The organism is Alicyclobacillus kakegawensis NBRC 103104 (assembly GCF_001552655.1).
GTDB lineage: Bacteria > Bacillota > Bacilli > Alicyclobacillales > Alicyclobacillaceae > Alicyclobacillus_G > Alicyclobacillus_G kakegawensis.
This window is the reverse complement of record NZ_BCRP01000001.1, coordinates 28,119-51,778: the sequence shown is the minus strand read 5'-3', so window position 1 is coordinate 51,778 and position 23,660 is coordinate 28,119. Positions and strand designations below refer to the sequence as shown.

The following is a 23,660-nucleotide window of genomic DNA, read 5'->3' as shown; positions in this document are numbered from 1 at the left end:
CGCTTCGGGCGCTCGGAGGTGAGACGGTATGCTGTCCAACATCGGTTGGTCGGGGCTGGTCATCATCCTGGTCGCCCTTTTGCTCATATTCGGCCCCAGCAAACTGCCGGAAATTGGCCGCGCCTTTGGGCGTTCGCTGCGCGAGTTTCGCAACGCCACCAGCGGCCTCGCGGAAGGGTTTCAGGAAGGCAAGGGAGAGGAAAGGGGCAAGGGCAATCCGTCCGCGTTCAGCAAGGACGGGGAGGCCCATGGCGCGGCAGGGAATGTTGAGCCGATAGAACTTCAGGAGTTGGAAGACGAGACGCCCGACGCTGGCGGGGGCAAGCAGCCGCGCCCATAGTCGGAAGGGTGCGGTGAACGGTGTGTCACGACGGCGAGAGTACGAGCCCTGGAGGCTTCCACCTTGCAAAAGATGACGTTTGTCGAACACCTGGCCGACCTGCGCAGGCGCCTAATCTACATCTTGGTCACCCTGGCCGTGATGTTTGCGGCCAGCCTGACATTCGTTTCCTATATTTATCGTTACCTCACCCGGCCGGTGGCTGAGGCGGGGCTGCGGCTGATGGTCATCTCGCCGGGCGAGGTGATCACGGTCTACTTCCTCATCAGCATTCTCGTCGCCGTCGGGTTGACGCTGCCGTTTGCGCTGTACCACATTTGGCGGTTTGTCGCCCCAGGGCTCACGCCCACAGAAAGACGGTACACTCTGCGTCTGTTGCCGGCGGCGCTCATCATGTTTGTGCTCGGGGTACTGTTCGCGTGGTTTTTGATTTTCCCCACTATATTCCATTTCCTTGTGCACCTGAGCGAGGCCAATTTCAATGTGCAGCTTCGGGCCCAGGCGTATTTCGGTTTTGTCACCGACATCTGTCTGCCTTTTGGGTTCATTTTCGAACTGCCGATTGTGGTCGTGTTCCTCACCCGCATCGGCGTCATTGGTCCCCGGTTCCTGCGCCGCATCCGCCGGTACGCTTACTTTGTCTGTTCGGTCATCGGCGTGCTCATCAGTCCGCCGGAGTTGGTTTCCCATCTGTCGGTGGTGCTGCCGATGATTGCGCTGTACGAGGCCAGCATTCTGCTCTCGCGGCTGGTGGAGCGCCGCAAGGCCCGGCGCGCCGGGGCGGCCGAGCACGTGTTGCCGTAACGGGCGCGCCGCGCGGGCATGCTGAAAACGGGTGTGGCCTCATCTTTTCCTCCGCGCTCGGACACACTATCAGCGAAATTTGTCCGCGTACGGGGGAGAGCCATGCCGCAGGTTGTTGAAGTCGCCGCCCAATCCATCGTTGCGTTCGTCGTCCTGTTCCTTCTCGCCCGCCTCATGGGCAAACGCCAAATTGCGCAACTGACGTTTTTCGATTATGTCGCAGGTATCACCATCGGCAACATCGCGGCGAGTTTCTCTTTGGACGACACCAAGATTGAACACGCCGTGATCAGCCTCGTCGTCTGGACGGTGCTGACGATTCTCCTCGCCGTGGTTCAACGCAAATGGTACAAGCTGGGTGTGCTGTTGGACGGCAAGCCGCTGGTTTTGATTCAAAACGGGCAGGTGCAGGAACAGAACCTCAAACGCAGCAACCTCTCCCAGGAGGAGATGCTGTTGCTGTTGCGGGAAAAGGACATCTTCGACGTGTCGGACGTGGAATATGCCGTCTTCGAGAACAACGGCAAGGTGAGCGTCATGAAAAAGCCCGACCTCAACCCATTGACCCCGCGCGACATCGGCATGGTCAAGTCGCCGCAGGCGTTGCCCCAGATGGTCATTCGCAACGGGAAAGTGCTGGAGAAAACCCTGCACCACATGGGCTACAGCAAAGACTGGCTGCTGGCGGAGATCCGCAAACAGGGCGCCAACAACTTCAGTGATGTGGCAGTGGCCCAGTTCGACTCGGCCGGCAATCTGGTGGTGGACCTTTACCACGACTCGGTCGCCCAGCCGCAGGTCAAGGAAAAGCCGCTTGTGCTGGCCAACCTGAAAAAGATGCAGGCGGATATCGAGTTGTTCTCGCTGCAGACGCAAAGCGCAGAGGCCAAGCAATTGTATGCCGACACGGCTAAAACGCTGCAGGAAATGATCGAGAAGGTGGAGCCGTACCTGCGCGAGTAGGGACCCGAATACGGATGTCCGCGGCTTGTTCCTCGCTTGCAATCCCCGTGAAGACCCTTTAATATAATCAGTGGCGTTAGCACTCGTGGGTCTTGAGTGCTAATAATGTGGCCGGCCCGTCTGCCGACTCGTCCACAGCGGGATGCCGGTCGCAGCATCCTTCATGACACTATCGAGGAGGGTTTTACATGCTTCAACCACTCGCAGATCGCGTCGTGGTGCGCCCGCTGGAGCGGGAAGAGAAGACCGCGAGCGGCATCGTGCTGCCCGACACCGCCAAGGAGAAGCCCCAGGAGGGCGAAATCATCGCCGTCGGCCCGGGCCGTGTCGAAGACGGGAAGCGGGTTGAGCTGGAAGTTAAAGTCGGTGACCGCGTCATTTACTCCAAGTACGCCGGCACCGAAGTCAAGGTGGATAACGAAGAACTGCTCATCCTGCGTGAGAGCGACATCCTGGCTGTCGTACAGAAGTAAGCGGCTGTGGCTGACACCTACATAGGCAAACAGGAGGGGTTTCCGAATGGCTAAGGAGCTCAAGTTCAGTGAAGAAGCCCGTCGCGCCATGCTGCGCGGTGTCGACGTGTTGGCGGATACCGTGAAAGTCACGCTCGGTCCGAAGGGCCGCAATGTGGTGCTTGAGAAAAAGTTCGGATCGCCGCTCATCACCAATGACGGTGTGACCATCGCCAAGGAGATTGAGCTGGAAGATCCATATGAGAACATGGGTGCCCAGTTGGTGAAGGAGGTCGCGACCAAGACCAACGACGTTGCGGGTGACGGCACCACCACGGCCACCGTCTTGGCGCAGGCGATGGTGCGCGAAGGCCTGAAGAACGTGGCGGCGGGAGCCAACCCGATGGTCTTGCGCAAGGGCATTGAGAAGGCGGTCAACGCTGCCGTCGAGGAAATCCGCCGCATCTCCAAGAAGGTCGAAGGCCGCGAGAACACCGCTCAGGTGGCCGCCATTTCCGCTGGCGACGAGGAGATTGGCGCGTTGATCGCGGACGCCATGGAGAAGGTCGGCAACGACGGCGTCGTCACGGTCGAAGAGTCGAAGGGCTTCACCACTGAACTGGAAGTCGTCGAAGGCATGCAGTTTGACCGTGGCTACATTTCCCCGTACATGGTCACGGATACGGACAAGATGGAAGCCGTTCTGGAAGACCCGTACATCCTCATCACCGACAAGAAGATCGGCAACATCCAGGAGATCCTGCCGGTTCTGGAGCGCGTCGTCCAGTCCAGCCGTCCGCTCCTGATTGTGGCGGAGGATGTCGAGGGCGAGGCACTGGCGACCCTGGTCGTCAACCGTCTGCGTGGCACCTTCACCGCGGTGGCGGTCAAGGCACCGGGCTTTGGTGATCGCCGCAAAGCGATGCTTGGCGATATTGCCACCCTGACTGGCGGCCAGGTGATCTCCGAGGAGCTTGGCCTTGAGCTGAAGAACACCACGATTGATCAACTTGGCCGCGCTCGCCAGGTGCGCGTCAGCAAGGAGAACACCATCATCGTCGACGGAGCGGGCGAGAAGAAGGAAATCGAGGCGCGCATCCAGCAGATCAAGAACCAGATTGAGGAGACCACGTCCGACTTCGACCGTGAGAAGCTGCAGGAGCGCTTGGCCAAGCTGGCCGGTGGCGTGGCGGTCATCAAGGTCGGCGCGGCTACCGAGACCGAGCTGAAGGAGAAGAAACTGCGCATCGAGGACGCCCTGAACGCGACCCGCGCGGCGGTCGAGGAAGGCATTGTCCCGGGCGGTGGCACGGCTCTGGTCAACGCCATCAAGGCGTTGGAGAACGTGCAGGCTGAGGGCGACGAGCTGACCGGCGTCAACTTGGTCCGTAAGGCGCTGGAAGCTCCGGTCCGGCAGATTGCCGAGAACGCGGGTATCGAGGGCTCCGTTGTCGTCGAGCGTCTGAAGAAGGAATCGGTTGGTGTTGGCTACAACGCCGCCACCGGCGAGTGGGTCGACATGATTCAGGCTGGCATTGTCGATCCGGCCAAGGTCACGCGCTCTGCCTTGCAGAACGCGGCCAGCGTGGCAGCCATGTTCCTGACCACCGAAGCGGTGGTTGCCGACAAGCCGGAGAAGGAGAAGGCCAACCCGGCGGCCGGTATGGGTGGCATGGACGGCATGATGTAATCCTCGGGTCCACCGAGGTTTTCCAGGGCGGCGCCCGCCGCCCCGGCGAAGCGCCCAAGCGTGGAGGTTTGTCCGCGCTTGGGCGCTTTTCCTTTTGAACCGGGCAGGATTCCACCCATTCACGTCGAACTAAAGACAGGCGTGTCGATCCAAGTCATTGGAACGTCAGCCAGTCCGCTGGCAAGTTAGACTGAAGGGTGGGAACGCGGCGATGGCGCCCAGCAGATACCTGTCGATGTGGGCCGCGGCTGCCCTTACGACGGCTTTGCTCGGGCCGGCTGTGGTGCAAGCGGATGACCTGTCCGCCGCCAAGGAAAAAGCGGCCGGATTAAGCCAGAAACAGCAGGATACAAAGGCCAGGATTGCCAAGCTGTCGGCCAAGGAGCGAGCCATTCGGGCGCAATTGGCCCAGGTGGAGCAGCAGCTGTCTTCACTCCATCAGAACATCGCGGGTCTCCAGCAGGACCTTGCGGAGCGGAATCAGCAGATAGAAGAGCTTCAGAGTCAAATCGGCGAAACCAAGAAGCAGTTGAAACAACAATACCAGCAGCTGAAAGAACGCGTACAGGTGATGTACGAGACCGACCACACCAGTTATTTGAGCGTGCTGTTTCAATCCACCAGCTTCTCCGAACTCATCAGCCGTCTCCAGTTGCTCTCCGGGATTGCGGAGGAAAACCAGCGGATGATGGCGCAAATTCAAGACCGGCAAGAAGAACTGAAGTCCCAGAATGAAGACCTGCGCGCGCAGCAATCAGCGCAGCAGCGAGTCTACAAAGCCTTGCTGGAAAAACAGCAGGAGCAGAAGGCCAAGGAGGCGCAGGAGCAAAAGCTCCTCCAGCAGGTACACACTTCCAAAGTGTCGGCGCAGAAAGACCTAGAGGACGAGCAGTCGGCGCTGGCCGTCATCACTGCCACGATTGAGAAGATGGAGGCGGAACAAAAGCGGAAGGAGGAGGCAGAGCGGAAGGCGCAGGAACAGGCGGCATCGCGGTCGTCCACCCCGCCGACCACCCAGATGGCGCCGACGGGCGCATCCGGCCATTCTTCCACATCCGCGCCTGCGACGTCCGCTCCGCAGGCCTCCGGCTGGGTTTGGCCTGTGCCCAGTTGTCACAGCATCAGCTCCGGTTACGGCTATCGCACGCTGAACGGACAACAGGAATTTCACCCGGGAATCGACATCCCTGGTGCGTACGGCGCGCCGATTGTCGCGGCCACCGGCGGCACTGTGTGTTACGCGGGTCCGGCGAGCGGATACGGCAACTGGGTGGTGGTCCAGTCGGCGCCCAATCTGTACGAGATCTACGGCCACATGACGGCTTCGTCGATTCTTGTGTCGCCTGGGCAGACGGTGCACGCTGGCCAGCAGATTGCGAGCATCGGCGACGAGGGCGAATCCACCGGCCCGCACCTGCACTTCGAGGTGGCCACGAATCTGGTCGGCAGCAACGGCTTGCCCGTCCCGACCAATCCGCTGAACTACGTGCACCCGTGATTCGGAAGACGTCTGGGCGCCAACCGGGGCCGTCTTGTGCCATCTGTCCATTCATATCCACATATAGTATCCTGATGCTAGGAATATGGGGATGGAGGGACACACTTGGCGAAACCGTACGCCCAGACCACCGATACGTTCGAATGGAACCCGGTCTTTCTACCCTTATACGAAAACATCTCCAAAGCTGTTGTGGGAAAAGAAGAGGTCGTCCGCCTGGTGCTTGTCTCGCTCTTGGCGGGGGGCCATTGCCTGATAGAAGACGTCCCAGGTGTCGGGAAGACCGTCTTGGTGCGGGCGGTCGCCCGCACCCTCGGCTGCGAATTTCGGAGGATCCAGTTCACCCCCGATCTGCTGCCTTCCGATGTCACTGGGACCTCCATTTACAACCAAAAAACGCAAGAGTTCGAATTTCGTCCCGGCCCCATCTTTGGTCAGGTGGTCTTGGCGGACGAGATCAACCGCACTTCCCCGAAGACTCAATCGGCGCTGTTGGAGGCGATGGAGGAGCAGGGGGTGTCGGCGGACGGGCAGCGGCATGAACTGCCGCAGCCGTTTTTCGTCCTGGCCACGGAAAACCCGATTGACTTCGAAGGCACGTTTCCCCTGCCCGAAGCTCAACTGGATCGGTTTCTGCTGAAGCTGTCCATGGGGTATCCGAGCCTGGCCGACGAGATGGCGATTCTGGATCGCCAACAGAAGCAAAACCCCATTGACCAGTTGGAGCCCATCGCTGGGCCGGACGATGTCTTGGAGTGGCGGCGGCAGCGCGCGGACGTGTACGTGGAGACGGCATTACGGGAGTACCTGGTCCGCATCGTCCAGGCCACGCGCGCCCACGACAGCGTCTACCTGGGTGCCAGCCCGCGCGCCAGCCTGGCCCTCTTCAAGGCAGCGCAGGCGCTGGCGCTGCTGTCCGGGCGCACGTTTGTGGTGCCGGACGACATCCGCTACCTGGCGCCATACGTGTTGGAGCACCGCATCCTGCTGACCCCGGACGCACGGTTGTCGGGAGTGCAGGCGCAACCTCTCATCCTGGATCTGGTGGACAGCGTACCTGTGCCGATGCCGAAAGGGGCAACCTGGCGATGATTCGCATCCCCTGGCGGCACGCAGCGGTGGGTGGCTCTGCCCTGGCGGCTTTGGTCGGCCTGTTTGTGTTTGCCCGCGTGCAGGGTGGGTTTTTCCCGTGGTTCCTGCTCTATGTGTGCATCTTGCTCGCCCTGTACGAGTTGGGGACCTGGGGGCTGTCGCTGCGCGGGTTGTCGGTGTCCCGCCGGGTGCACGCAACTCGTCTCGCTGCCGGCCAGACGCTGTCCGTCGAGCTGACTGTGCAAACCGGAAGCCCCGCCTGGCCGTTCGTCTGGCTGGCGGTGGCCGACCAGCTTCCTGGCCGCTGGTGGTCTGCCGCCGGCGCCGAGCGCCGCTTTGTGCCGTTGTGGACGCGACGTTTCACCTTCCGCTATGAAGTGTCTGGGCTCACGCGCGGCTGTTATATCATCGGCCCGGCTGTCGTCCGTTCGGTGGACCTGTTTGGCCTCGTGCACAGGCACCGCTTGCTGGCCGGTCAGACGGAGGTCGTGGTCTATCCAAAGGCAGTTCCCGTCCGCGGCTGGCAATCCCTGCGGCCGGAGACGCTGGGCCTGCGCGAGGCCACGCGGCAGCGCAGTGAAGACTCCACCACCGTGTTGGGGGTGCGCGACTATACGCCGGGAGACCGCTTCAGCCGCATTCACTGGCGTGCCAGCGCTCGGCGTGGCATCCTGCAGGCCAAGGAGTTCGAGCGGCACGTCAGCGACGAGATCCTGTTTTGCATCGACGCAACCCGGGGCAGCTACCCGGACGCCGCTTCCCTCCAGTTCGAGTTGGCGATGACAATCGCCGCCTCCCTTGTTAAACACACCTACGACATGCGGCGCTCGTTTGCCTGGGTTCTCTGCGGCGCCAGCCTGGACACCAGCAGCAAGGGTCTGGATGAAGCGCACTACCGGCATTGCCTGGATGCCTTGGCGCGCGCCAACCCGGGCGGAGACACTCCGTTCGCCCAGGGCTTGCGTCATATCGGTCGTACCTCGCTGACCGGCACTGCGATGGTGGTCATCTCCCCAGCCTTGGACCCCGAGTCGGCAGTGGCCGCGGGCGAGCTGGTCGGCCGGGTGTCGGTAGAGTGGTTTGTCCCGCTCGCCCAGCCGACGCTGGATGCATCCTTCCAGCGCGCACTGCGTCTGCTGCGGCAAGCCGGGGTGAGCGTGCACCTGTTGGCGTCGCCGGACGCCTTGGAGCGGTTGGGGCGGGGAGGTGTGGGGCGTGCGCACGGCGTTTGAACGGGTGATGGCGGATGGCCTTCATATCCTGCGGGCAGTGGCGGCCGGGGTCTGGTTGGAGCTATTCCTGCCGCCGTTTACACAGCTGCACCTGTTGCAGGGACAGCCCACGCTGTACCCGATCCTGGCCGCCCTGGTTCTTGCCCAATGCCTGCCGTGGAAGACCATTCGCCCGTTGACGGCTCTGTTGGCGTCGACCTGGTACATGGTCCACTATTTCAGCCCCGCACACACACTGACGGCCGGCATGGCGTGGCTGCTGCACGCCGACCTGGTGCAGCTGCGCGCCCGGCTGGCCGGTCGACCCGCGGCCGATCCGCTCGTCACCCACGCCTTCCTGTGGACGCTGGCCATTCTCTACTGGCTCGTCGCTTACGCGGCCAAGCGCCCGCGCCTGTGGTGGCTGTACAACGCGCTCGGTGTGTGCGTACTGGCCGTGATTGACGGCAACACGAGCGTTCACCCGGACGGCGCCCTGGTCGCGCTCTGCGTGCTGGCGCTGTTCGTGGGCGGCTTAGGCACTGTGCCTTCGTTAATCCGCCCCCCTACGGGTCATCCCCCGGTCCGCGCTGGCCGACAACACCTTTCCAGGTCGCATGACATCCCAGGGCGCTCAGCGTCTGCCCAATCTTCGGCTCAGCCATGGCTCCGGCGGTCGGACAGGCCCGCGAGGGGCCTTGGGGGGATGGTGCCGCTTGCCGTGGTGACGGCGGTCGTGACCCTGGTGGCGCTGGTGTTGCCGAAACCGGACGCCGCTTGGGCCAACCCGTTTCAGCGCATCAAACCCAGCGGGCAGGGAGCGGGAGGGGACACGCCCAAGGTCATCGGGTATCAGACTGACAGCTCGCACCTGGGCGGATCGTTCGTGTTGAACGACGACCCTGTGCTCTCCGTTGTCGCTCCCTATCCGTCCTACCTGCGCGGCCAGGTGCTGTACGTGTATACAGGGAAGGGATGGGAGAAGGGGGAGAATTCCTTGCAACCGCTTGATGAGGACGGGGGCGTGCCTTTGCAGCCGGACGCGTCGTTCTCCCATTCGCTTCCTGACCGTTCTGTGCAGCAGACGGTGCACATTCTGTCCGGAACGTTTCACGCGGGGGTGGTGTTCGGCGCGTATCAGACAGTGCGGGTGAATTCGGGCAGCCGGGGCGAACGGGCCGCGTTTGAGGCGGCCGATGCGGACGACGGGACGGTGCTGGGCCCCTGGGACCACAAAGGGAACACGTATCGTGTGATCAGCCTGGAATTGGTGGATCCCACGGCGGCGCTGAAAAAATTGCCGCCGTTGCCCAGGGATGTGAGTCAACGTGTGCAGATGTGGCCGACGTCGGTGCGCGTGGAGGGCCTGCAGATCCCACGGGACCTGCCGCCGCGCGTGGCACAGCTGACGCGGGCGGTGGTCCACGGCGAGACGCGCGAGTATCAATTGGTTGAGCGGATTATCAGCTACCTGCAGGACAACTACGTCTACCAAACGGACGACATTCCCGTGCCCGGGCCGCACACCGACTACGTGGATCAGTTCCTTTTCGACACGCACCGTGGCTATTGCAACAACTTTGCCTCCGCCTTGGCCGTGATGCTGCGCACCATCGGCATCCCGACGCGGTTTGTCACCGGGTTTGCCAGCGGCGACCTCGATACCTCCTACACGGGCAAGGATGAGCGCTACATCGTCCGCAACGACGACGCGCACTCCTGGGTGGAGGTGTATTTCCCGCGAGCCGGGTGGATCCCGTTTGATCCGACGCCCGGTTTCACAATGCCGTTTGCTCCGCCGAAGGTCACGCCGGCGAAGACCAGTGGCCAGACCAGTCCCCAATTGCCGGTGCCGGCCCCGAAGCAGCCCACCGCGCCGGCGCAGGCCGATACCCCGCAAACGGCTGGGAGTGGCGGAGGCGGCTTGTCGCTGACCTGGCCGTGGTGGGCCAACGACGTGCTGATGGGCCTGGCAGCTCTCGTCGTCGCGCTGATGGTCGTCCTGCATCGGCGTTTGCTGCTGGCATGGCGGTTGTGGCGTTGGCCCAAGTCGGCGCCCTTGGCCGGCTTTACCCCGGCGATGCGTGTCTTGATTCGCTCTTTGTCTGTGCACCCGGCGGAGAGCGGCCGCGTGAGCGGGTGGCACCAGCGCACTTTGCGCGACCTGGCGGATGAGGCTGAGCGCTGCCAGATCCCGAGCGAAGACAGCCACCTCCTGCTGCGCCTGGCCGAGGCTTATTGGTACGGCGGCATTACCCCGACAGCGGAGGAGCTAGCGGCCGCGCGGCAGATTTGGCAGCGTTGGTTGACAGCCAGCTACCGGCAGAGAGCGCGGCGGCGCCGGCGGCTTTTCCGCCTCAGGATTCCCGGTTTCGCCTTGCTTCGCCCCCGCGGCATCGCCGGCGGGAAAGTAGAAAAGCGGTAGCACGGGGCCAAGGCCTCATGCTGCAAACGGAAATGTGCAGGATACGATTGTATCTTTCCAGTGGTTTTATCTCCTCCGCCATTCTAACTACGAATCCGCGGTATAGAGTGGCCGAGTACCCCAGGTGCGGCAAGAGGTCTGCGCAAATGTTTCCCCTAACCAAAAGTATTTCTTAGAAGAAATTTTTTTAGTCACATGCAACTTTAGTCCCGTGCGGGTGTATAATAACGACGTCGAAGTTTCCTTTGGCTAAAATTGTTGCTCTGAAGAAACTTTTTTCTAGAAGGGGAAACATGCAATATCACGAAAGGTGGTGTCAACGGTGAGTACACCGTCGTTACAGTTGCGGAAGCAGAGTAAAGCCCTCATGGCCGCACGTGCGTCAATCTCTCAGCAGAGAAAGGGATTCCGTGCCCTGTTGCCATTCCTTGGCCCCGCATTCATCGCTTCAATCGCGTATATGGACCCAGGGAATTACGCAACTAACATTCAAAGTGGCTCCGAATTCGGATACAAGCTGCTGTGGATTGTGGTCTTAGCGAACTTGATGGCGATGTTAATCCAGAACATGTCCGCCAAGTTGGGGATTGCGACGGGCAAGAACCTTCCGGAAATGTGCCGCGCTTATTGTCCCAGATGGTTGTCTTACACTATGTGGATATTCTCTGAAGCAGCTGCGATGGCAACGGATATTGCCGAATTCCTCGGCGCAACCCTCGGATTAAATCTGTTGTTTCACATTCCCATGCTGGTCGCAACGTTCCTGACAGGGTTGACAACTTATCTCCTGCTCGCTCTTGAGCGTTTGGGTTTTCGACCGTTAGAGAAGTTCATCGCAGCCTTTGTATCGGTTATTGCCGCCTGCTATGTCGTTGAAACGGTACTCGCGAAACCGCAATTCAGCCAAATTGTGTATCACAGCGTTGTTCCCTGGCTGGGAAACAGTGACGCAGTTTTGTTGTGTGTAGGTGTCATTGGTGCAACCGTCATGCCGCATGCGGTTTATTTGCATTCAAGCCTGACGCAAAGCCGCGTGGTCCCCCGAAATGACGCAGAAAAACGCAGCATCTTCCGATTCCACACAAAAGAAGTCGTGATTGCAATGAGTCTTGCGGGGCTGATTAACCTGTCCATGATGTTCATGGCTGCTTCCGCATTTCATGGCTCAGGTCAAACCCAAATTGCGGATATACCTTCCGCTTATCAAACTCTGACTCCGCTCCTTGGTCCAGCTTCCGCGGCCGTGTTTCTGATTTCGCTTTTGGCTTCCGGTATCTCCAGTTCAGCAGTTGGCACGATGGCAGGGCAGGTTATCATGCAAGGCTTTGTCGGCTTCACCATCCCGTTGTGGCTCAGGCGCGTGCTGACGATGGTACCGACAGTGATCATCGTTGCACTCGGCATTGACCCCACCCAGACGCTGGTCATCAGCCAAGTCGTTCTAAGCTTGGTGTTACCAATGCCAATCATTTCTCTGATTTATTTCACAAGACGACGCGATATCATGGGGGTTCTCGTCAACAAGCGAATTGTAACCCTCACCGCAACACTCTGCGCCATCGTCATTCTGACTCTAAATGTTCTGCTTCTGTACCTGTCATTTGGCGGCTCGTTACCGTTCTGATGCGGAGATCATTCAGGGATGTTGTCTCTAAAATTAAGCATTCGGATCCTTCCCTTGGATTTATTGTGGGAGGTGGTTCCTTCGTACTATGCTGCGTGTTTGCTGCATGGTTGAGACTGAAGAACGAGGAAAGCAGTTTTTGAACCAGCATCCTTGGCACAGGCGATTTCTTATTGGACGCCGTGGAGGATGCACGTGGTTTTTACCGAATAGTTATGATCATGAGCAAACTTCTGGGTGTGACTTTATCCTTCGTGTCTCGTTGAGCAGGGGACGTCTGAAACACGAGGGTGGGGATGAAGTGTGAGCGGCCCATTCTTGTCGAAGCGCATCTGGAGGCGATTTGTCGAAGAAGGTGTATTGGATTCATACCGGGTCAGCAAGAGCATCGCGGAGTCTTGGATGAGGTGTCGGCAGAGTGGGGTGAACCCATACGACGGGCGAGGGCGGAAAATCTTGACGGGGGAGGCGCTGCTTAAAAGGAAACAGCAGGCCGCCGCGTTGCAGAGCGTGGCCGCCCCGCATCTCCGGTCGCTTTATGGGACCCTCCGTGGTGCCGATGTGATGGTCCTGTTGATTGATGCGGATGGATACGTGTTATCGGTGGTGGGAGACGGAGGCATTCTGGCAAAGGCGCGTGAGATCAATTTCGTCGAAGGAGTGCGCTGGACGGAGAGCGAAGTGGGCACGAACGCCATTGGCACGGCGCTCATCGTCGGGCACCCGATAATACTGGTGGGTCCCGAACATTATGCCGTGGCGTCGCAGGACTGGAGTTGCACGGCCGCTCCGATTCACGATACGGACGGGCAGCTGTTGGGTGTCATCGACGTATCCGGATCGGCCGAGAGCGCTAAGCTGGACACCCTCGCTCAGGTGACGCTCACCGCATACGCCATTGAACAGGAGTGGCGAGTGCGGGAACAGGAGATTCTCTCCGAACTCCTTGAGAAATCCCGCCGACTGCTGGTGAAATCCGCGGTCACGCGAACGGTGGTGACGGATGCGCGCCGGCGCATTGTGCACATGAGTCCAGACCTGGAGGTCATCGGTTGGCACTGGTTCCGCGTTCCTCTGGATGAATTGTTGAATGAAGGCTTTGTCGTTCGGCACAGCGAACCCATATACGCTTCAGGAAGAGCGAATGGGGAAAACCCTATCGGTTACCGTGTAAGCGTTTTACCGAACGCAGAGGCCAGTCGGCGGGCCTTTTCCCGGGATGAATTCCGCTTTGCAGGCGAGACGGGAAAGAGTGAAGCGTTTGCCGCAGTCCTTCTTGATGTTCGCCGGGTGGCCGAGACGGATGCGCCCGTCTACATCTCGGGGGAGAGTGGTACGGGGAAGGAGCTTATCGCCCGAGCCATCCATGACAACAGTCAGCGGCGCCGGGGGCCGTTTGTCGCAGTGAACTGCGGGGCTGTGCCGGACAACCTGATTGAGAGTGAACTGTTCGGTTACGTGGAGGGGGCGTTCACTGGAGCGCGCAAAGGGGGTTACAAGGGCAAACTGGCGCAGGCGCACGGGGGAACGCTGTTCCTCGATGAGGTGGAGGCAATGCCCCATACCCTGCAGGTGGCCCTGCTGCGGGCGTTGCAGGAACGGGAGGTCACACCGATAGGCGGGACCAAGCCAGAGCGCGTCGACTTCCGGGTGGTCAGCGCGAGCAATCGGAACCTCTGGGACCTGGTCAAGGCGGGCCGGTTCCGCGAGGACCTCTATTACCGCATCTGCGTGTACCCCCTGACCGTTCCACCCCTGCGGGACCGAAAGGAAGACATTCCTCAGCTGGTCCGGTACTACTGCAGGCGCCACGACTGGTCGGTCAAGATGCCGGAGGAAATCCTGCAGCGATTGACAGCGTACGATTGGCCGGGAAACGTCCGGGAGTTGTTGAACGTCCTGGAACAAATTCGCATCCGGGCTGGATCCGGAGTTCCCCATGTTGCTCATTTGCCTCCATTCCTCCGAGACGTGGGGCAGGACGGCATCGTACGGGCGGATCGCAAGCCAATCGTAGAGCGAGAGGAAGAAGGGCTGTCGTACCGTCAGCGCGTCCAGAAAACGGCCATGATGCGCGCCCTCGAGCAGTCGGGAGGCAATGTCACCAAGGCCGCATGGCTGTTGAACATGCCACGCAGCACGTTTTATCGCAGGATGCGGAAGTTTGGCCTATGATTGAGATGGAATGAGACAAAACGAGACAAAGTGGGACGGACGTCTCATCTTGTCTCGTTTTTTCTGTCGGTACAGACTCGGCGGCACTCGTTGTGGCCTTTGTGGAGCGGGAAGTCGGCTTCACTCGGCATTGGCATAAACTTTGCTGAATAAATAAGGCAGCAGGATGGGAAGCGCTTTCAGCAAGGCGGTGCATCACGGTGAATGACCAGCCAATCGGACATCACCAAGGAGGAGAAGGAACTATGAGTATGGTGCAAACGGCGAAACCCGTGCTGACGCACGAAAAGGCACTCTGGATGTATCGCAAGATGGTCGAGATTCGCCGGTTCGAGGATGCGGTGCACGACCTGTTCGCCAAAGGCAAACTGCCCGGCTTTGTTCATCTGTATGCCGGCGAGGAGGCGGTCGCGGTTGGCGTCTGCGCGCACCTGTCGGAGGCGGACAGCATCACAAGCACGCACCGGGGACATGGTCACTGCATCGCCAAAGGGTGCAATCTCGATGGCATGATGGCCGAGATCTACGGCAAGGCCACCGGGTTGTGCAAGGGCAAGGGCGGATCGATGCACATTGCCGATCTGACCAAAGGGATGTTAGGGGCAAACGGCATCGTCGGCGGTGGGTTTCCGCTTGCCTGCGGGGCGGCATTGACCGCCAAGCGCAGGGGGACCAACCAGGTCGCCGTCTGCTTTTTCGGGGACGGGGCCAACAACCAAGGTACCTTCCACGAGGGATTGAACCTGGCGGCCATCTGGAAACTTCCCGTCATCTTTGTGGCAGAGAACAACGGGTACGCCGAAGCCACCCCCTTCACGTACGCATCCAGTTGCCAACGCATCGCAGACAGAGCGGCGGCGTATGCCATTCCGGGCCTGGTCGTCGACGGCAAGGACGTCGTCGCGGTCTATCAGGCGGCGGAAGAGGCGGTGCGACGGGCGAGAAGTGGCGAGGGCCCGACGCTCATTGAGTGCATCACCTACCGGAACTACGGCCACTTCGAGGGCGATGCCCAGACGTACAAAGCCAAGGAGGAGCGCAAGCGCCACCTGGAAGAACTGGATGCCATTGTGCGCTTTCGTAGCTACCTGCTGGACGGTGGGATTGCGACCGGGGAGGACTTGTCTCGCATCGAAGAAGAGGCCCGCGCGGCCGTCGAGCAGGCGATTCAGTTCGCGGAAGAGAGCCCGCTCCCGTCGCCAGCAGATCTGTTCGACGACGTCTATGTCTCATATTGATTGATGATTGATTGAAGGATGGAGGGATTCCTATGGCGCGATCCATCAGTTTTTCCGAAGCCGTCAACGAAGCGCTGACCATCGCCATGGCGGCGGATGAAAACGTGATTCTCATGGGAGAAGATGTGGCGGGCGGAGCCCAGGTGGATCACCTGCAGGATAACGAGGCGTGGGGAGGAGTCCTCGGGGTGACCAAGGGACTGGTGCAGCGGTTCGGCCGAGACAGGGTACTGGATACGCCCATCAGTGAGGCGGGATACATCGGCGCTGCGGTGGGGGCGGCTGCGACGGGACTTCGGCCGGTGGCTGAGCTGATGTTCAACGACTTCATCGGCAGCTGCCTGGATCAGTTGATGAACCAGGCGGCCAAGCTCCGCTACATGTTCGGCGGCAAAGCCGAAGTGCCGTTGACCATCCGCACCATGCACGGCGCCGGATTCCGCGCGGCCGCCCAGCACTCGCAGAGTCTATACGCACTGTTCACGCACATTCCAGGCCTCAAGGTGGTGGTGCCATCGACGCCCGCCGACGCCAAGGGGCTCTTGCTCACGTCCATCGCCGACAACGATCCGGTCGTGTTCTTCGAGGACAAGACCCTCTACAACGTCAAGGGGGAAGTGCCGGAAGGGGACTACCGGATTCCACTCGGCAAGGCGGACGTCAAACGCGAAGGGCGGGACCTGACCATCGTCGCCATTGGCAAACAGGTGCACACCGCCTTGGCCGCCGCAGACACCTTGGCCGCGCAGGGCATCGACGTGGAAGTCGTCGATCCGCGCAGCCTATCCCCGCTCGACGAGGACACCATCCTCGCGTCCGTCGCCAAGACGAACCGCCTCGTTGTGATTGATGAAGCCACCGCTCGCTGCGGCGTGGCGGCGGATATCGCAGCGCTGGTCGCCGATAAAGGGTTTGACAGCCTAGACGCTCCCATCAAGCGGCTTACCGGTCCCCATACACCGGTACCCTTCTCGCCTATTCTCGAAGACTTGTACCTGCCGACGCCGACAAAGGTTATCCAGACCGTCGCCGAGCTCCTTGGGGACAGTTCCATCGCTGCGGCAGTGTCGTGAGGGTTCAAGGGTCGGTCATTGAGCGCCTCGCCGTCTCAACAGGTTTCGGAAGGAGGGATGCAGGGTGTCCGTAGAAGTCATCATGCCCAAATTGGGCATGGGAATGGAAGAAGGGACCGTGGTCGCGTGGCGAAAGCAAGTCGGCGATCCTGTGCAAAAGGGAGAATGCTTGGTCGAAATCCGGTCGGAAAAGATTGAATATGAGGTGGAAGCACCGGAAGACGGCGTGCTGCTGGACATCTTGGTCCCGGATGAAGGCGTCGTCCCCTGCGGTACGGTGATTGGGTACGTCGGTCAAGTCAGAGAGCGTGTAGCAGTCGGGGCGGGCGATGCTCGAGGTGCCACCGGCATGGCGTCTTCGGCAGGTTCAGGGTCAGCCGTCTCAGTCTTGAGGGCGGATATGAGGGATCTCCACTTCGCAGAGGATCCAAGCCCTTCACACCCTGTCAATCAGCCCCGGAAGGCCTCACCGGCGGCACGGAAGCTGGCGCGGGACTTGGGTGTTGACATCCGCCAGGTTGCGGGAACCGGACCTGGTGGACGGATTACGAAGGAGGACGTCGAACGAGCGGCAGCCAATAAGGACAAAGGCCGTTCATCGGCTGCAGCGGTATTGGGGACGGGCGGATCGCCACACGAACGTGTCGCTCAAGAACGTTTTGTTGATACGAAAACGGCAATCGGGTTGGGTATCGACGGCGACGCGGTGGGGCACCCACCTGCTCCACGCGCGGAAGCGAAGTCCGCTGTGCTTCCGATGACGGCCATGCGTCGTGCCATCGCCACGCGAATGATGCAGAGCTTGCACCAGTCAGCACAGTTGACCATTACAATGACCGCAGATGTGACGGACGCGGTTGCTCTGTTGAATAAGCACGCGGATTGGGTGCGCGATAGGTATGACGTGAAGTGTACACTGACCGATCTCGTCGCGCGCGCTGCGGTGCTGGCGTTGATGGATCATCCCGCCGTCAACGGCCACATCACGGAAGAAGGGATTCATCCATATCCAGTTGTCCACCTCGGCGTCGCAGTGGCGCTCGATGCTGGCCTGTTGGTGCCCGTGGTTCGTGACGCTGGCAAGATGTCGTTCATCCAGTTGGCCAAGGCCATCAAGTCCGTCAGCCGCCGGGCCCGCTCCGGCAAGCTTGAGTCCGCGGAAACGGGGGGATCGACATTCACCGTCACGAATCTCGGCGGGTATGGCGTCGAATTCTTCACGCCAATCCTCAATCCGCCAGAGATTGGCATCCTTGGTGTCGGCGCGGTGCAGGACAGCGCCAAGTATGTCAGTGGTGAATGGCAGCCGCGTGCCTTGCTGCCACTGAGTTTCACGTTTGACCATCGTGCGTTGGACGGTGCACCGGCGTCTGGGTTTCTCAGGAGTGTGAAGAAATACTTGGAAGATCCGATAAGAATGCTTGTATAACGGTGCATCGGCTGGTTGGAGTCGGCTGCAGAGACCTGCGTGGAGTTGATTGGGGCAAGTAGGAAGCGAGAGACCCCGGTCACTTGCCCACAACAAACAGTTGTACAGCCACCACCGGCATCCGAATCCAGCGTATGTTTCAGCTGGATTCGACGGCGTTTGGTGGCTGTCAACACAATATGACTCCATGGGTCTGACGAAGTTTTACTTGTGCTTTGAATCAACCCAAAGATACTGCAAAGGATCCCGTAAGGATGGACTCACATAGTAGCCGTGCACCCAAGGCTGCACGGCATCTGTCCGGACCGAGTAATACAGAGGGACGATGGGTGCATCTTTCATGACCTGAATAGTGACCTTCTTGTATAGCTCCATGCGCTCCGACGTATTCGTGTCGGTCTGCGCTTTGTTCAGCCACTGATCTACTGACGCATTGGAGTAGAGCGTCGAGTTGTTCTGTGGCTGCTGGTTCGTGTTGAACAGAGAGTTCAGGAAGTCCGACGGGTCTGGATAGTCCTGTCCCCAGTCGGTCAGGAACGCTTGCGTCTTGCCGTTCGTGTTCAAGTCCATGTAAGCTCCGAGGGCCAAGGACTTGACTTTGGATCGGATGCCTACCCGGGACAGGTCATATTGGATGCTTTGCAGGATCTTCACCATGTCTGGGTCTTCGTACGTGTACAGGGTGATGGTAACCCCTTTCGGGTATCCCGCTTCCTTCAGTAATTGCTTTGCCTTGGGCGGGTCGTATGTATAGTTTACTTCCGACGGCAGATGTTGCAGGTATCCTTGGATGCCTGGGGGGAGCGGTTGGTTGGCGATTAGCCCCCGTCCTCCAATGAGTTGGACAATCTTCTTCTTGTTAATTGCGTACTCAATGGCCTGGCGCACCTTCACGTTGTTCAATGGTGCCATGTGGGTGTTCAACCCTAGGTAAAAGGTTGCATTGCGGACCGTCCGGACGATATCTTTCCGCAATTTGGGATTGCTCATGAAGCTTGCGTAAGACGAGGAAGGGATCCCGTCCGTCAGTTGCCCCATCAGTGCGGTCGTGCCATTTTGGAAATTAATGGCATCCAGTTGAGCGTTCGGGTTCACATTGATTGTCACCTTATCGAGATACGGCAGGCGGTTCCCGTACTGGTCTTTCTTCCAATAATTTCGGTTCTTCGTCAGCACCACTTGGTTGGACGAGATTTGACGTAGCTTAAACGGGCCGGTTCCCATTGGCGACGTGGAATCGAACGCATTCTCGCCTACAGATTGAATGTACTTACTGTCCACGGCGGAAAATGTGGGCATGGCCAGGATTTGCAGGAAGAACGGTTCCGGCTGGGTCAGGTGAATCACCAAGGTGTACGGATCCGGAGCCTCCAGGCCCTTAACCGTCTTTGCTTTTCCCTTGTGATACGCGGAGGATCCGACAACAATCGGATCGATAAAACCTTCCACAGGAGAATTCACTTTCGGATTTAGGACACGCTCAAACTCATCAATGAATGATTGCGCTGTGAGTTTGTCTCCGTTCCAGAAGCGGATGCCCTTGCGAAGATAAAATGTATAGGTCTTTCCGTCTGGGCTAACGGTCCATCGCTCCGCCACGGATGGCACAATGGTAGATGTCGAGCCCTTGTATGTCACCAGCTGGTCGTACAGTTCCAAAACGACCTCTTCCGAGACCCCGTCAAACGCTTTGGCTGGATCCAATTGATGCGGGGCGGCGGTGCTGTCAATCTCAATCGCGCCGCCTTCGGTGGGATGATTGCCTGTCGAAGTCGAATGGGTGGATATGGGTTGCGATGTGGCTCCGCACCCTGTCAGGGCGGCTGCCAAAGTTGGTATCGATAGGAGGAGAACAGCGGTCTTCTTCAGCGTGCTCACAGGTTGCACCTCTTATTCTTATGGATTTATGTCACAGTATAACACGGGGTTTAGTGGTATATGGTAGACCCAGAAATAATGCTCGGATACAGTTCCTCCGGTTGGGCAGGGTACATGCGAACGGGCACCTGCGGGCCGACGCGTGAGTGTGACGCGTGAGTGTATTGATGCCCCTCGCAATGACCATGATATGCCTGGACGGGCGGAGGGGCCGTTTGTCTGCGTCGGGCGCTTTTCACCTTAATCACCGGAGGAAATCTCAATGCAGGAGCAGAAAACACAGCAGGAATCCTTGCACAAAGCGTTGCGAATGCGTCATATGACCATGATCTCGCTGGGCGGCGTCATCGGCGCGGGGTTGTTTGTCGGCAGTGGGGCTGTCATCCAATCGACTGGGCCGGCTGCTGTTTTCTCCTATGCGCTTGCCGGCGTTTTGGTCATCCTGATCATGCGCATGCTGGGGGAGATGGCAGTGGCGCATCCGTCCGTGGGATCGTTTGCGGAGTACGGACGGATCGCAATCGGAGATTGGGCCGGTTTTCTGATAGGTTGGTTATACTGGTACTTTTGGGTAATAGTCGTGGCGGTGGAGGCCACTGCTGGTGCGCTGACGTTGCACAACTGGCTGCTCCCGCAAGTGCCACTGTGGTTGCTGTCACTCATTCTGCTGGTGTTGTTGACGGCGACGAACGTCTTCTCGGTCCGTGCGTACGGCGAATTTGAATACTGGTTTGCTTCCATCAAGGTCGGGGCCATCACCGTGTTTATCATCCTGGGTTCGCTGTATGTGCTCGGACTGTGGCCGCATGCCAGGCTGAATTTCTCAAATCTCACGGCGCACGGGGGGGTCGCGCCGTTCGGGGTGCTCGCGTTGTTTGCGAGTGTGACGACGCTCATCTTCTCCTTCTTTGGGTCTGAGATTGTCACTATCGCGGCGGCTGAATCGGCCGAGCCAAGCCGGGCAGTCGCGAGAGCCACGAACTCGGTAATCTGGCGTGTGCTCGTGTTTTACGTCCTGTCCATCTTCCTCGTCGTTACAATCCTGCCGTGGAACGATTCGAAAGCGATGATGAACCCGTACGTCAGTGCGTTAAATGTGCTTGGTATTCCGGGAGCGACGACCATCATGAACCTGGTCGTGGTGACGGCTGTCTTATCCTGCCTGAATTCAGGTCTGTACACGGCGTCCCGGATGCTGTTTGCCCTGGCACACCAGGGTAACGCGCCGCGAGGCCTGCTTAGACTCAATCGCCGCGGCGTGCCGATGCGGGCCATCTTGACTTGCACGGTGGTCGGTTACCTGTCTGTCATCATGGACTACGTCTCGCCACAACACGTTTTTATGTTTCTGCTCAACTCGTCCGGCGCGGTCGGATTGTTCATCTACCTGTTGATTGCCGTGTCGGAACTTCGCATGCGCCGGCAGTTGGAGCAAGAGGCGGCGGAGCAGTTGCGGGTCCGCATGTGGGCGTATCCGTACCTGACTTACGTCTGCATACTGGGCATGGTGGTGGTGATGGTGTCGATGGCCTTTCACCCAACGGATCGATCGCAGCTCGTCCTCAGCTTGGTCAGTGTTGCGGTGCTGCTGGTCCTGTACGCGCTGAAACCGTGGTTCATACGCCAGCGTAACTAATCTCTCCCGTGTGGAACGATGGGGTAAGGGTGTGAAAAAGGGCCGATTTTCTAGGACAGATATCCTTTAACATGATGATCCCCAAAACATTAAATGTATCGACCGACGGAGGGGGGGAGTTGAATGTACGGGGTCTTTGGCGTCTATACCCGTTGGGCCGTGGTGTTCCTGATTATCTTCGTTCTGTTCTTCTTGTTCGTTCCCGGATACGGGTATGGAGGAGCAACAACGACTTCCGTGTGCTAATTGAAAAACCGCGCCAATCCATATGTCCAATCTGACCAACTGATTACGCATAAAGTACACGAGTTGATGGACAGACCTTAACGGGCGCCTGTTTATCAATGAAGGGGGAGGGAAATTGTGATTACACGTGCCCATTGCATGCGGTTTATTGGACAGCATGTCGTCTTCCGGACGAAAGACGGCGCAACTCACCATGGAATTCTCCATTCCGTGACCCATGATGGCATTTATGTACGTCCGGTGGGTGGCGGAACGACCCGCCTCGCGGCTGCCACAAGCGTCAATACGGAAGACACGGGTATACTACAGAACATGTCTCAGTCCATGGAGGACGTTCAAGAGGCCTGGTTTCCATTTCTATTCTTCCCATTTCTCGCACTCGCTGCGCTCGGTCCGTGGGCCTGGTGGTGGTAAAACTCATACTTATCCGTGTGCGGAGCAGCGACAACGATTCCTGTTGTGTGCTAACATATATAAGAAAGAGGCATCCATTTATGGGTGTCTCTTTCTTTTTTTGGTGGCGCGATATCGGTAGATATGTATGCACTTATGCGCTATATCAATAAATATTGTTAGTTTAAATTTGGAGTTGACAAAGAATCATGTACCGTCTATCATTCAGCTATAGTTAGTTCGAACTTAGTTCAAACAAACGAGGAGTTATAGTTGTGGACCTGAAGAAGGGCACTTTATCTGACATAAGAAAATTTAACCGTTCCGCCATTTTGCAATTGATCAGGGAGAATTCTCCTATCTCACGAGCGGATCTCGCACAGAAATTGAATATGAGCCGTTCCGTCGTATCGATTATCGTCGATGAGCTGCTGGCGGAAGGGATGATACGGGAAGCTGGAACCGGTGAATCGACCGCGCATGGAGGGAGGCGTCCGATTCATCTACAGTTTGTCCCAGATTCGAGGTTCGCCCTCGGGATCGATGTGGGGGGGACAAAAACTATTTTTTCGTTAGTAAATCTGGCCGGCGACATCGTGGCTAAGAAGAAGATATCGACCTTATATCGTGGTGTGGCGGCCGTGGAGTACATAGCTTCGGAAGCTACCGCATTTGTCTCGGAAACACAGATCCCCGCAGACAGAATTCTAGGCACGGGGATTGGTGTTCCAGGATTTGTAGATCCGCACACGGGACTTTTGACCAATGCACCTGGACTCGCCATTGATGAACTCGATGTCAGGAATGTGGTTGCAGGTATTCTCCCCAATCCCATCCTTATTGAAAACGATGCCAATATGGCCGTGATTGGTGAAAGATGGCGTGGCGCCGCCAAGGATGCGTCGAACGCCATCATGATCACAATCGGTACGGGCATCGGCGCAGGTATCATTATCGCCAATCAGCTGTATCGAGGGAGCAGAGGGTATGCAGGGGAAATTGGGTACTTTCAAATATTCGACAACTCATCGGAAAGAGAGGTGCGCTTTCTCGAGTATGGCTCTCTCGAGACGTTCGCTTCTGGCGTTGGGATTGCCAACATGGCCCGGAAGTTGCTTGGAGAGTATCCGTCCTCTGTATTGCAGGCGTTTTCACCAGTCACTTCGGAGCATGTCTTCGCGGCGGCGGGATCAGGGGATGAGCTGGCGGTTCGCGTCATTGACACGGTTTCGGAGTATCTGGCTGCGGCGCTGAGCAATGTCTTAGTACTGCTCGATCCGGATGTTGTGATTATTGGAGGTGGGGTTGCTGGTGCAAAAGATATGTTGATGGATAGGCTCCGCAAAGGGGTGGCGAGAATGTCGCCGATAGAGTGTCCAATCGTCTTGGCCAGTTTGGGCGAGGATGCAGGTGCCGTCGGCGCGGCGGGAACCGTGTTTATGGAGAGCGAGTATCTGAAATTATTGTAGGACACCAATTCGAATTCGCTAAGG

General features: G+C 58.7%; 17 protein-coding genes and 1 pseudogene. 17 read left to right on the top strand and 1 reads right to left on the bottom strand.

Translation table 11 applies throughout. The features are described 5' to 3' along the window. Positions 1 to 28 precede the first annotated feature (28 nt). The 14 genes and pseudogenes from tatA to AK2_RS00145 all read left to right on the top strand — a co-directional run. Positions 29 to 205, top strand: a pseudogene (gene tatA / locus AK2_RS17900) (twin-arginine translocase TatA/TatE family subunit); the annotation flags it as partial. A gap of 207 nt (positions 206 to 412) precedes the next feature. Beyond that, positions 413 to 1,144 carry a twin-arginine translocase subunit TatC gene (gene tatC, locus AK2_RS00205; RefSeq protein WP_083520731.1) on the top strand — a complete coding sequence of 244 codons (732 nt, stop codon included), beginning with the start codon at positions 413 to 415 and terminating at the stop codon, positions 1,142 to 1,144. Positions 1,145 to 1,246: 102 nt separating this feature from the next. Beyond that, positions 1,247 to 2,107 (top strand): DUF421 domain-containing protein, encoded by an 861-nt coding sequence (locus AK2_RS00200; RefSeq protein WP_067929991.1) that lies wholly within the window; start codon positions 1,247 to 1,249, stop codon positions 2,105 to 2,107. Positions 2,108 to 2,295: 188 nt separating this feature from the next. Next, positions 2,296 to 2,580 (top strand): co-chaperone GroES, encoded by a 285-nt coding sequence (gene groES, locus AK2_RS00195; RefSeq protein WP_067925472.1) that lies wholly within the window; start codon positions 2,296 to 2,298, stop codon positions 2,578 to 2,580. A gap of 46 nt (positions 2,581 to 2,626) precedes the next feature. Next, positions 2,627 to 4,249: a chaperonin GroEL gene (gene groL, locus AK2_RS00190; protein WP_067929989.1), complete on the top strand. Its 1,623-nt coding sequence runs from the start codon at positions 2,627 to 2,629 to the stop codon at positions 4,247 to 4,249. Positions 4,250 to 4,460: 211 nt separating this feature from the next. Further along, positions 4,461 to 5,747, top strand: coding sequence for a murein hydrolase activator EnvC family protein (locus AK2_RS00185; RefSeq protein ID WP_067929988.1), 1,287 nt, complete (start codon positions 4,461 to 4,463; stop codon positions 5,745 to 5,747). Positions 5,748 to 5,852: 105 nt separating this feature from the next. Beyond that, complete coding sequence (locus tag AK2_RS00180) at positions 5,853 to 6,839, top strand: AAA family ATPase (RefSeq protein WP_083520679.1); 987 nt, start codon at positions 5,853 to 5,855, stop codon at positions 6,837 to 6,839. After that, the gene (locus AK2_RS00175) at positions 6,836 to 8,071 is read left to right on the top strand and encodes a DUF58 domain-containing protein (RefSeq protein WP_067929986.1); all 1,236 of its coding nucleotides are present in this window, start codon (positions 6,836 to 6,838) and stop codon (positions 8,069 to 8,071) included. The genes AK2_RS00180 and AK2_RS00175 overlap by 4 nt, the downstream gene beginning before the upstream one ends. After that, a complete protein-coding gene (locus AK2_RS00170; RefSeq protein ID WP_067929984.1) occupies positions 8,055 to 10,475 on the top strand; it encodes a transglutaminase-like domain-containing protein in 2,421 nt (806 codons plus the stop codon). The genes AK2_RS00175 and AK2_RS00170 overlap by 17 nt, the downstream gene beginning before the upstream one ends. Positions 10,476 to 10,797: 322 nt before the next feature. Next, on the top strand, positions 10,798 to 12,099 hold the full coding sequence (locus AK2_RS00165; RefSeq protein ID WP_067929982.1) for an Nramp family divalent metal transporter: 1,302 nt from the start codon (positions 10,798 to 10,800) through the stop codon (positions 12,097 to 12,099). Positions 12,100 to 12,402: 303 nt separating this feature from the next. After that, the gene (locus AK2_RS00160; RefSeq protein ID WP_067929980.1) at positions 12,403 to 14,274 is read left to right on the top strand and encodes a sigma-54-dependent Fis family transcriptional regulator; all 1,872 of its coding nucleotides are present in this window, start codon (positions 12,403 to 12,405) and stop codon (positions 14,272 to 14,274) included. 251 nt (positions 14,275 to 14,525) lie between these two features. Then, positions 14,526 to 15,512, top strand: a complete 987-nt coding sequence (locus AK2_RS00155) for a thiamine pyrophosphate-dependent dehydrogenase E1 component subunit alpha (RefSeq protein ID WP_439645072.1) — start codon at positions 14,526 to 14,528, stop codon at positions 15,510 to 15,512. A gap of 32 nt (positions 15,513 to 15,544) precedes the next feature. After that, positions 15,545 to 16,585 carry an alpha-ketoacid dehydrogenase subunit beta gene (locus AK2_RS00150; protein WP_067929976.1) on the top strand — a complete coding sequence of 347 codons (1,041 nt, stop codon included), beginning with the start codon at positions 15,545 to 15,547 and terminating at the stop codon, positions 16,583 to 16,585. Positions 16,586 to 16,649: 64 nt separating this feature from the next. Next, on the top strand, positions 16,650 to 18,014 hold the full coding sequence (locus AK2_RS00145) for a dihydrolipoamide acetyltransferase family protein (protein ID WP_067929974.1): 1,365 nt from the start codon (positions 16,650 to 16,652) through the stop codon (positions 18,012 to 18,014). Between the two features lie 204 nt (positions 18,015 to 18,218). Here AK2_RS00145 and AK2_RS00140 read toward each other — a convergent pair whose 3' ends face one another. Continuing rightward, positions 18,219 to 19,892 (bottom strand): ABC transporter substrate-binding protein, encoded by a 1,674-nt coding sequence (locus AK2_RS00140; protein WP_067929972.1) that lies wholly within the window; start codon positions 19,890 to 19,892, stop codon positions 18,219 to 18,221. Between the two features lie 262 nt (positions 19,893 to 20,154). Here AK2_RS00140 and AK2_RS00135 point away from each other — a divergent pair, with 262 nt between their 5' ends. From AK2_RS00135 to AK2_RS00125, 3 genes are all read left to right on the top strand, one after another. Then, positions 20,155 to 21,528, top strand: coding sequence for an amino acid permease (locus tag AK2_RS00135; protein WP_067929970.1), 1,374 nt, complete (start codon positions 20,155 to 20,157; stop codon positions 21,526 to 21,528). Between the two features lie 123 nt (positions 21,529 to 21,651). Beyond that, on the top strand, positions 21,652 to 21,774 hold the full coding sequence (locus AK2_RS17580) for a hypothetical protein (protein WP_281180603.1): 123 nt from the start codon (positions 21,652 to 21,654) through the stop codon (positions 21,772 to 21,774). A 668-nt stretch (positions 21,775 to 22,442) separates the two neighbouring features. Then, positions 22,443 to 23,636, top strand: a complete 1,194-nt coding sequence (locus tag AK2_RS00125) for an ROK family transcriptional regulator (protein WP_067929966.1) — start codon at positions 22,443 to 22,445, stop codon at positions 23,634 to 23,636. The last annotated feature ends 24 nt before the right edge of the window (positions 23,637 to 23,660 follow it).